This is a genomic window from Mycobacterium sp. 1245852.3 (assembly GCF_001669335.1).
Lineage (GTDB): Bacteria > Actinomycetota > Actinomycetes > Mycobacteriales > Mycobacteriaceae > Mycobacterium > Mycobacterium europaeum_A.
This window is the reverse complement of record NZ_LZLL01000014.1, coordinates 1-9,684: the sequence shown is the minus strand read 5'-3', so window position 1 is coordinate 9,684 and position 9,684 is coordinate 1. Positions and strand designations below refer to the sequence as shown.

Annotated in this window: 10 protein-coding genes; 2 read left to right on the top strand and 8 right to left on the bottom strand. The window is 69.5% G+C overall.

All coding sequences use genetic code 11. The features are described from left to right. The 3 genes from A9W96_RS29960 to rimP all read right to left on the bottom strand — a co-directional run. The coding region (locus A9W96_RS29960; protein ID WP_082971984.1) for a YlxR family protein at positions 1-244 on the bottom strand (244 nt) is incomplete at its 3' end. A gap of 72 nt (positions 245-316) precedes the next feature. Next, the gene (gene nusA / locus A9W96_RS00450; protein ID WP_066866986.1) at positions 317-1,372 is read right to left on the bottom strand and encodes a transcription termination factor NusA; all 1,056 of its coding nucleotides are present in this window, start codon (positions 1,370-1,372) and stop codon (positions 317-319) included. Beyond that, entirely contained in the window at positions 1,369-1,905 is a 537-nt protein-coding gene (rimP, locus tag A9W96_RS00445) for a ribosome maturation factor RimP (RefSeq protein ID WP_067137290.1), read from the bottom strand. Before rimP ends, nusA begins: the two co-directional genes overlap by 4 nt. A 229-nt stretch (positions 1,906-2,134) precedes the next feature. Here rimP and A9W96_RS00440 point away from each other — a divergent pair, with 229 nt between their 5' ends. Together A9W96_RS00440 and A9W96_RS00435 are read left to right on the top strand one after the other, a co-directional pair. Further along, on the top strand, positions 2,135-2,662 hold the full coding sequence (locus A9W96_RS00440) for a twin-arginine translocation signal domain-containing protein (protein WP_067137287.1): 528 nt from the start codon (positions 2,135-2,137) through the stop codon (positions 2,660-2,662). After that, positions 2,659-3,105: a ferritin-like domain-containing protein gene (locus A9W96_RS00435; protein ID WP_066866978.1), complete on the top strand. Its 447-nt coding sequence runs from the start codon at positions 2,659-2,661 to the stop codon at positions 3,103-3,105. Before A9W96_RS00440 ends, A9W96_RS00435 begins: the two co-directional genes overlap by 4 nt. Here A9W96_RS00435 and A9W96_RS00430 read toward each other — a convergent pair. The 5 genes from A9W96_RS00430 to A9W96_RS00410 all read right to left on the bottom strand — a co-directional run. Next, positions 3,102-4,859 carry a proline--tRNA ligase gene (locus tag A9W96_RS00430; protein WP_067137285.1) on the bottom strand — a complete coding sequence of 586 codons (1,758 nt, stop codon included), beginning with the start codon at positions 4,857-4,859 and terminating at the stop codon, positions 3,102-3,104. The two genes, A9W96_RS00435 and A9W96_RS00430, sit on opposite strands and share 4 nt — an antisense overlap. 99 nt (positions 4,860-4,958) lie before the next feature. Then, positions 4,959-6,566: an MFS transporter gene (locus tag A9W96_RS00425; protein ID WP_066866974.1), complete on the bottom strand. Its 1,608-nt coding sequence runs from the start codon at positions 6,564-6,566 to the stop codon at positions 4,959-4,961. Between the two features lie 33 nt (positions 6,567-6,599). Continuing rightward, positions 6,600-7,805, bottom strand: a complete 1,206-nt coding sequence (cobA, locus tag A9W96_RS00420) for a uroporphyrinogen-III C-methyltransferase (RefSeq protein WP_066876216.1) — start codon at positions 7,803-7,805, stop codon at positions 6,600-6,602. Positions 7,806-8,034: 229 nt separating this feature from the next. Then, positions 8,035-9,432: a cobyrinate a,c-diamide synthase gene (locus tag A9W96_RS00415; RefSeq protein WP_156765056.1), complete on the bottom strand. Its 1,398-nt coding sequence runs from the start codon at positions 9,430-9,432 to the stop codon at positions 8,035-8,037. Next, positions 9,429-9,684 (bottom strand): cob(I)yrinic acid a,c-diamide adenosyltransferase (locus A9W96_RS00410; protein WP_197499353.1); only part of this gene is annotated, 256 nt, incomplete at its 5' end. The genes A9W96_RS00415 and A9W96_RS00410, both read right to left, overlap by 4 nt.

The following is a 9,684-nucleotide window of genomic DNA, read 5'->3' as shown; positions in this document are numbered from 1 at the left end:
AAGCCCGCCGCCGGATTGCCTGTTGCGCGCACTGCGGCCCGGGATGCAGCCATGCACCCCGCCCCGGCAGGCTCTTGCCTGTGTCAACGATCACGGCGAATTCGCCGTTCCCGTTCGGCACAGCCACCACTCGAAGCAACTCGACGGCCAGCTCTCGCTTCCGGCACCCGACGCACGTCCGTACGGGTCCACCCGCATGACGGTGCGACGTGATTTCGGGAGCCGAAAGTTCGCGCTGGATCACGGCTCAGTCTAGCGTCACCGGATCGAAGCTCAGAACCGCCCGAGCATGCGCCGGCGCGACCCGGCCGGACCGTTAGCGGTCGCGGGCCATTCCGTGGGTGGCGCCGTGTTCGGACTGGCTCTCCGGATGCCCGCCCGCCCCGGCGGGCGAGTCGCCGCGGATGTCGATGCGCCACCCGGTGAGCCGGGCGGCCAGGCGCGCGTTCTGGCCTTCCTTGCCGATGGCCAAGGACAACTGGAAGTCGGGCACCACCACCCGGGCGGCGCGGGCGGCCTGGTCGATGATCGACACCGACACCACCTTCGCCGGCGACAGCGCATTGGCGACGAAGCGGGCGGGGTCCTCGTCGTAGTCGATGATGTCGATCTTCTCGCCGGAGAGCTCGCTCATCACGTTGCGGACCCGCTGCCCCATCGGACCGATGCAGGCGCCCTTGGCGTTCAGGCCGGGCAGGTTGGACTTCACCGCGATCTTGGACCGATGGCCGGCCTCCCGCGCCACCGCCACGATCTCGACGGACTCGTCGGCGATCTCGGGGACCTCCAGCGAGAACAACTTGCGGACCAGGTTGGGGTGGGTCCGCGACAGCGTGATCAGCGGCTCGCGGGCCCCGCGGGTCACCCCGATGACGTAGCACCGCACCCGGTTGCCGTGTTCGTAGCTTTCCCCGGGGACCTGCTCGGCCGCCGGGATCACGCCCTCGGAGGCCTTCGTCTCGGTGCCCATCCGGACCACCACCAGGCCACGCGCGTTGGCCCGGCTGTCGCGCTGGATGACGCCGGCGACGATCTCGCCCTCGCGGGTGGAGAACTCGCCGTAGGTCCGCTCGTTTTCGGCGTCCCGGAACCGCTGCAGCATGACCTGACGGGCGGTGGTGGCGGCGATGCGGCCGAAACCCTCGGGGGTGTCGTCCCATTCGCTGATGACGTTGTCGTCTTCGTCGGTCTCCCGGGCCATCACCTTCACGACACCGGTTTTGCGGTCGATCTCGATCCGCGCGTCGTTCTGGTGGCCTTCGGTGTGCCGGTAGGCGGTGAGCAGCGCCGATTTGATCGTCTCGAGCAGCTCGTTGACCGAGATGCCGCGGTCCACCTCGATGGCATGCAGCGCGGCCATGTCGATGTTCATAGGCGCCGCTCCTCCGTCCTTTGGGCCTGACCCGTGGTCGCCAGTTCCAGCTCCGCTTGGTTAGGGGGCGAAAACTCCACTTGGACAACAGCTTTGACGATGTCGGCGAGGGGGATCTGGCGCACCGCCAGATCCCGGCCCGCGCGCACCACCAGTGCGACCGCGTCATCGCCCGTCTCGCCGACCCGGCCGGTCAGCGTCGATCCGTCCGACAGGACGACGTCGACCTTGCGGCCGCGCGCCCGGCGGAAGTGCTTCGCGCTGGTCAGCGGGCGGTCCACGCCGGGCGAGGAGACCTCGAGCACGTACTGGTCGCCGATGGTGTCCAGGCCGTCGAGCAGTGCCGATGCCGAGCGGGACAACGTGGCCGCCGTGTCCAGATCGAGGCCGTTGTCGCCGTCGGCGATCACCATGATTCGCGGGGGGCGGGTCCGGGCGTCGATGACCACGTCTTCGATCTCGAATCCGGCGCGCGCAAACTCTCCACCGAGTAGCTCGATCACCTGCGTCTGCGACGGTAGCCCGGTGGTCACGGCGAGCTCCTCATCTTGAGTTGTCCGGTCATCTGGCGGATGTCGGCGCCCCGATGGCTTCGCAGGCGGCTTCCGGTGTCCCGGCGGAGGAACGCCCGTTGCTGACCGTTGCTGTCTGCGGCCGCCCTCTGCGAGAACCAGCTATCCACGATACGCCAGGAATCGCGGTTGACGGCGTGATCGCGTCCTGGCATCTTGCCCGGCTGCGCGCCGATGGCAGGATGTCTTTGTGCCTAGCGCAGTTCCGTTCGTCAACAGGCGAGATGTGCTCGCCGGTGGTGCGGCTTTGGCTGCGCTCGGGGCGGTGGTGTCCGCCTGCGGCGAGTCCGCGCCCAAACCGCCGCCGGTCGAGCAATTGCTGGGGCCGCTGGATCAGGCCCGGCACGACAGCGCGCTGGCGGGTGCCGCCGCAGCGGCCATCGGGAACCCGCCTCAGGTCGCCGCCGCATTGACCGTGGTGGCGAGCCAGCGCGCCGCGCATGCCCGCGCGCTGTCCGCGGAGATCTCGCGCGCGGCCGGCAAGCTCGCCACCTCCCCCACGAGCGAGACGCCCAACCCGGGCCAGGCCCAGCCGGCCGGCCCGCCACCGCCGCCGCCGGTGTCCGACGTCATCAACGCGCTGCGGGCCTCGGCCGACAGCGCAACCCGCCTGGTGGGCACCGAGTCGGGCTATCGGGCCGGGTTGCTGGCATCGATCGCCGCCTCCTGCACTGCCTCGTACACGGTCGCGCTCGTGCCCGGGGGGCCGTCGATATGACCTCCGGCAAGGATGCCGACAACACGGCGCTGTGCGACGCGCTGGCCATCGAGCACTCGACGATCTACGGCTACGGCATCGTCTCGGCGCTGTCCCCGCCCAGCGTGAACGACATGGTCGTAGAGGCCCTCGCGCAGCACCGCCAGCGCCGTGACGACGTCATCGCGATGCTCAATGCCCGCAAGGTGACCGTTCCCGTCGCCGCGGCGGGCTACCAGTTGCCGCTGGTGGTCGGCGGCCCGGCCGACGCCGCGCGCCTGGCCGCGCGGATGGAGAACGACGGCGCGGGGGCGTGGCGCGTCGTCGCCGAGCACGCCGAGAGCGGCGCCGACCGCGCGTTCGCCGCGACGGCCCTGGTGCAGAGCGCGGTCATGGGCGCCCGGTGGAGCCGCGTGCTAGGCGCCTGGCCCATCACGACGAGCTTCCCCGGGGGCAACGACTAACCCCTGTTCGGCGAGCAGGCCGCCGCGATGTCGGCGGCCAGTGACGGCCCGGTGGCCAGTTCGCGGGTTTCGCCGCCGAAGCGGTCGCGCAGCTCCACCACGCCGTCCGCCCAGCCCCGGCCCACCACGACGATCCAGGGCACGCCGAGCAGTTCGGCGTCCTTGAACTTCACGCCGGGTGAGGCCTGGCGGTCGTCGAGCAGCACTTCGACGCCCAACCGGTCCAGCTCGTCGGCCAGGTTGGTGGCGCCGGTACGCGCCTCCGCGTCCTTGTTGGCGATCACCAGATGCACGTCGAACGGGGCGACCGCCGACGGCCAGCGCAGGCCCAGTTCGTCGTGGTGCTGCTCGGCGATGACGGCCACCATCCGTGACACCCCGAGCCCGTAGGAGCCCATGGTCAGCCGGACCGGCTTGCCGTCCTCACCGAGCACGTCGGCGGTGAAGGCGTCGGTGTATTTGCGGCCGAGCTGGAAGATGTGCGCCACCTCGATGCCACGCGCCGAGACCAGCGGACCCGCGCCGTCCGGTGAGGGGTCGCCGTCGCGCACCTCGGCGGCCTCGATGGTGCCGTCGGCGGTGAAGTCCCGGCCGGCGACCAGCCCGACGACGTGCCGCCCGGGCGCGTCGGCCCCGGTGATCCAGCTGGTGCCGTCCACCACCCGGGGGTCGACCAGATAGCGAACACCGTTGTCCTGCAAGCCTTTCGGGCCGATGTATCCCTTCACCAGGAAGGGATACTTGGCGAAGTCGGCGTCGTCGAGCAACGCGTATTCGGCCGGTTCCAGCGCCGCGCCCAGCCGTTTGTCGTCGACCTCGCGGTCACCCGGCACCCCGATGGCCAGCAGCTCCCACTCCCCGCCGGGCTGACGCACCTTGAGCAGCACGTTCTTCAACGTGTCGGCCGCGGTGACGGCGCGGCCCAGGTCCGCCCGGTTGGCCCAGTCCACCAGCGTGGCGATGGTCGGGGTGTCGCCCGTGTCGTGCACCACCGCCTCGGGCAGCCCGTCGATCGGCTGCGCCTCCGGGCGCGCGGTGATGACGGCCTCGACGTTGGCCGCGTAGCCGGATTCCAGGCACCGCACGAAGGTGTCCTCCCCGACGGCGCTTTCGGCCAGAAACTCCTCCGACGCGCTGCCGCCCATGGCCCCCGATACCGCGGAGACGATGACGTAGCGCACCTGAAGGCGCGCGAAGATGCGCTGATAGGCCTCCCGGTGCGCGTGATAGGCGGCCTTGAGTCCGGCGTCGTCGATGTCGAACGAATAGGAGTCCTTCATCACGAACTCCCGGACCCGCAGGATGCCGGCCCGCGGCCGCGCCTCGTCGCGATACTTGTTCTGGATCTGATAGAGCAGGACCGGAAAGTCTTTGTAGGAGCTGTACTCACCTTTGACGGTCAGGGTGAACAGCTCTTCGTGGGTGGGGCCCAGCAGGAAGTCATTGCCGCGGCGATCCTGCAGCCGAAACACCGAGTCGCCGTACTCCGTCCACCGGTTCGTCGTCTCGTACGGCGCGCGTGGCAGCAGCGCGGGAAACAGGATCTCTTGTCCGCCAATGGCATTCATCTCGTCACGGACGATGCGCTCGATGCGGCGCAGCACCCGTAATCCGAGCGGCAACCAGCTGTACAGGCCGGGCGCGACGGGCCGGATGTAGCCGGCCCGGATCAGCAGCTTGTGGCTGGCGACTTCGGCGTCGGCGGGATCGTCGCGCAAGGTGCGCAAAAACAATTGGGACATCCGGGTGATCACAGCGGGCTAGCCTAGCGGTGATCACAAGCGCGGCGAAGCCGGGCGCAGTGGGTCACCGCCATTGGGCCTAGCGGTGACTCCGAACCCGCCTGCGGTGAGCTACAGCTCCCCGGCGTCCATCGCTTCCTTGACCTCTTGCGCGTGCGCAACCTGGTCGGGGGTGTAGCCGATCAACAGCGCCGCGCCGCCGACGATGACGGCCACCCCGGCCAGCCAGAGCAGCCCGTAGGTGTAGCCGTTGTCCAGCGCGGCCAACTGCGCATCGTTCATGAACTTGACCGGGCCGGTGGTGCCGCCCATATACAGCGTCCGCGAGGTGATCACCGCCTGGACGACGGCCAGCACCAGCGGCCCACCCAGGCTCTGCAGCATCAGCGTGACGGCCGATACCGGTCCGATCTGATCGAAGCCCACACCGGCGATGGCCGACAGCGTGAGGGGAACGACGGCCATGCCGATGCCGATACCGCCGACCACGATGGGCAGCACCAGGTTGGGGAAGTAAGCAGCCCCGCGGTGCATGAACGCCCAGCCGAACAACATCGCCCAGAACAGCAGGATCCCGCCGCCGATGGTCAGCACCCGCGGGGAGAACCGGGACACCAGCTGCGAGGAGACGCCGAGGCCGATGCCCATCGCGATGACGAACGGGATGAAGCCGACGCCCGCGCGCAGCGCGCTGTAACCGAGGATGTCCTGCACGTACAGGCCGATGCACACGGTCAGGCTGAACATCAGCCCGCCGGCCAGGAAGATCGCGGTGAAGGTGACCAGCCGGTTGCGATCACGGAACAGGCCGAACGGAACGACGGGGTTCTCGGCGGTGCGCTCCACGATGACGAAGGCCAGCGCGGCACCCAGCGCCACCACGCCCGAGCCGATGGTGGTGATCGACATCCAGCCCTTTTCCGGCCCCATCGAAAAGGCGAATACGGCCGCGGTGCAGGCCAAGGTGGCCAGTATGGCCCCGGTGGCGTCGAGCTTCATCCGCTCGCGGTTGGTCTCCCGCAGCGCGGTGCGGGCCAGGTACATCATCACCAAGCCGATCGGCACGTTCACCAGGAACGCCAGCCGCCAGGACACCTCGGTAAGCGCCCCGCCGACGACCAGGCCCATCACCGAACCGACCGCCGTCATCGCGGCGAACACCGCGGTCGCGAAGTTACGGGCCGGCCCCTTGGGGAAGGTGGTGGCCACCAGCGCCAGGCCGGTCGGTGAGGCGATGGCGGAACCGACGCCCTGCGACAGCCGCGCGATGACCATGGTCGCCTCGTCCCAGGCGACCGCGCACAGCACGGAGGAGATGGTGAACAGCGCGACACCGACGATGAAGGTTCGCTTGCGCCCGATGGTGTCGCCGAGACGACCGCCGAGCAGCATCAGCCCGCCGAACGTCAGCACGTAGGCGGTGATCACCCAGCTGCGGCCGGCGTCGGACAGGCTCAGCTCGTTTTGGATCTTGGGGAGCGCGACGATGGCGACGGTGCTGTCCATGGTCGCGAGCAGTTGCATGCCGCCGATGGCGATGACGGCCGCGATGAAGCGCCGCGAGGGCAGCCACGCCGGATAGTACTTGCTGATGCGCGTTGAGGCGGTCTCCGCCGGGGCTTTCGCGGTGGTCTCCGCCGCGCGCACCGGGGCCGGACGATCGGGGCGCGCCGAGGCAAGATTCTGCACCGCGCGCTCTGCATCGTTGAGAGCCGTCATAAAGGGTTACCTTACAGTAATCTTAAGAACCGTTTAAAGCCCGAAAGCCGCCACAGCGCCGATCACGATGATCGCCGGAGGTCGGATACCGTCGGCGCGGATCTTTTCGGGCGTGTCGGCGAGGGTAGCCCGCAAAGTGTGTTGAGCTGCGGTCGTTCCATGCTGAACGACCAACACCGGAGTATCCGCAGGTCGGCCGCCTTTGAGGAGCGCCTCGGCGAAAAGTTCGATGCGCTCGACGGCCATCAGCAAAACAATGGTGCCGGACATTGCGGCCAGCGCATCCCAATTCACTAACGATTCGGGATGACCGGGTGGGAGATGCCCGCTGACCACCACGAACTCGTGATTTATCGCCCGATGAGTGACCGGGACGCCCGCTAAAGCGGGCACTCCTATGGCGCTCGTCACACCCGGCACCACGGTCACCGAAATCCCGGCCTCGGCGCACGCCAGCACCTCTTCGTAGCCGCGAGCGAACACGAAGGGGTCCCCGCCCTTCAGGCGAACTACGAAGCTGCCGGCGCGGGCGCGCTCGATCATCACGTCGTTGATCGCATCCTGGGCCATCGCCCGCCCATACGGGATCTTGGCGGCGTCGATGACTTCGACGTGCGGGGGCAGTTCCGCGAGCAGTTCCGGTGGCGCCAGCCGGTCGGCGACCACGACGTCGGCCTGGGCCAGCAGGCGGCGGCCGCGCACGGTGATGAGTTCGGGGTCGCCGGGCCCGCCGCCGACCAGCGCGACGCCGCCCTTGACGACGTCGGAGCCCACTGGGCTCTCGGGCGTGATGAGCCCGGTCTGCAGCGCCTCGCGGATGGCCGAGCGGATCGCCGCCGACCGGCGGTGCTCGCCACCGGCCAGCACGCCGACCGACAGCCCCGCGTAGTCGAAAGATGCTGGGGTGACGGCGGTCCCCTCAACGGCGACGTCGGCGCGAACGCAGAAGATGCGGCGCCGTTCGGCCTCGGCGACCACGGCCTCGTTCACGCGCGGGTCGTCGGTGGCCGCGATCGCATACCAGGCTCCGTCGAGGTCGCCGTCGCGGTATTCGCGCAGTGCCAGTGTGATTCCCGTCATCGCCTCGACCGACCGGGTGGCGCTGCGGGAGATGACGTGGACGTCGGCGCCGCTGGAGATGAGCAAGGGTAACCGGCGCTGGGCAACGGTGCCGCCGCCGACCACGACGACCTTCTTGCCGGTCAGCCGCAGCCCAACAAGGTAGGCGCTCTCGGTCACCCGGCAAGCCTAGTGGCGATCGCTAGCGCGGCGGAGCCGGGCGCCGCGGGTCGCCACCATCGATCTAGTGGCGATCGCTAGCGCGGCGAAGCCTGGCGCCGCGGGTCGCCACCATCGATCTAGTGGCGATCGCTAGCGCGGCGGAGCCGGGCGCCGCGGGTCGCCACCATCGATCTAGTGGCGATCGCTAGCGCGGCGAAGCCGGGCGCCGCGGGTCGCCACCATCGATCTAGTGGCGATCGCTAGCGCGGCGAAGCCGGGAGTCAGCGTGTGCCACGAAGCGCGCCACCGCCTCCGGCGCGGCCGCCGGGTGGGTGTGCAGATAAGACGCGTGCACCCCGGCGTGCACGGCGCCGTCACGCACGGCGGCGCTCCCCTGGGCGGCTCCGTCGACCCGGTACATCCAGGCCGGCTGATAATCGTCGGTGAATGTGACTGTGGTGCGGTGAAATTCGTGCCCTACCGCCCGCTGGCCCGCGGCGTGCAACGACGAATCCGCCACGGCGACGGCATCGCGATACGCCAGGATCAGCTGCGACGTGAATTGCGCCCGCCCGGCCAGCACATCACACATCGGATGGCCGTCGAGGTCGGAGACCAGGTAGATCAGCCCCGCGCACTCGGCGTGTATCGGCGCCCCCGCGGCGGCCAGCTCCTTGATCTGCCGGCGGACGACGTCGTTGGCCGAGAGCTCCGCGGTGAACTGTTCGGGAAAACCGCCGGGCAGCAACACCGCATCGGCGCCGTCGGGCAACGCGTCGACGAGCGGGTCGAATTCGACCACATCGGCGCCGGCGGCGGCCAGCAGTTCCCGGTGTTCTGCGTAGCCGAAACTGAATGCCTTGCCCGCCGCCATCGCGACAGTGGCACGCCCGGCGGGCGTCTCTCCGACCACCGCCGCCGGATCCCAGGGCGGCTGCGCGACCCGGCTTGCGGCGGCGGCAACGACCGCCGCCAGGTCGACGTGGCGCGCGACCAAATCGGTCATCGCCTCCACCGCCAGCCGCGCCCGCTGCCCGTACTCCACCGCGGTGACAAGTCCCAAATACCTTGTGGGCAGCTCCAATTCAGCCACCCGAGGAATGGCGCCCAGCACCGGGACGCCGGCGTGCTCGCAGGCCTGCCGCAACACCTGCTCGTGCCGGGCCGATCCGACCCGGTTCAGGATCACCCCGGCCACGCGGGTACCGGTGTCAAAAGTGGAAAAGCCATGGAGCAGCGCGGCGACGCTCTGGCTCTGCCCGCGCGCATCGACGACCAGAACGACGGGCGCACCCAGCAGGCCTGCCACGTGGGCCGTCGAGCCCGCCGCGGGAGTGGTTGCAGCGGGCCCGATCCGGCCGTCGAACAGCCCCATCACCCCTTCGACCACGGCGATGTCCGCGCCACGCGCGCCGTGGGCGTACAGCGGGCCGATCAGACCCTCCCCCACCAGCACCGGGTCGAGGTTGCGGCCGGGGCGGCCGGCGGCGAGGCCGTGATAGCCGGGATCGATGAAGTCCGGGCCCACCTTGAACGGCGCCACCGCGTGGCCCGCCTGCCGCAAGGCACCGATCAAACCCGTTGCCAGCGTGGTCTTTCCGCTGCCCGAGGCTGGGGCGGCGATGACCACCGCGGGAACACTCACCACTCGATGCCCTTCTGCCCCTTGCGTCCTACGTCCATCGGATGCTTGACCTTCGCCATCTCGGTCACCAGGTCGGCCGCGTCGATCAGGCTTTGCGGTGCGTCACGTCCGGTGACGACCACGTGCTGATGACCGGGTCGCGCCGCCAGCGCCCGCACCACCTCGTCGACGTCCACCCAACCCCACTTCAGCGGATAGGTGAACTCGTCCAGCACGTAGAAGTCGTGGCGCTCATCGACCAGCCGGCGCGCG

What these genes read in the sequence shown, in the direction of transcription:
- nusA (WP_066866986.1), bottom strand. Translation starts at nt 1,372, where the DNA reads ATGAACATCGACATGGCCGCGCTGCATGCCATCGAGGTGGACCGCGGC.
- A9W96_RS00435 (WP_066866978.1), top strand. Translation starts at nt 2,659, where the DNA reads ATGACCTCCGGCAAGGATGCCGACAACACGGCGCTGTGCGACGCGCTG.
- A9W96_RS00425 (WP_066866974.1), bottom strand. Translation starts at nt 6,566, where the DNA reads ATGACGGCTCTCAACGATGCAGAGCGCGCGGTGCAGAATCTTGCCTCG.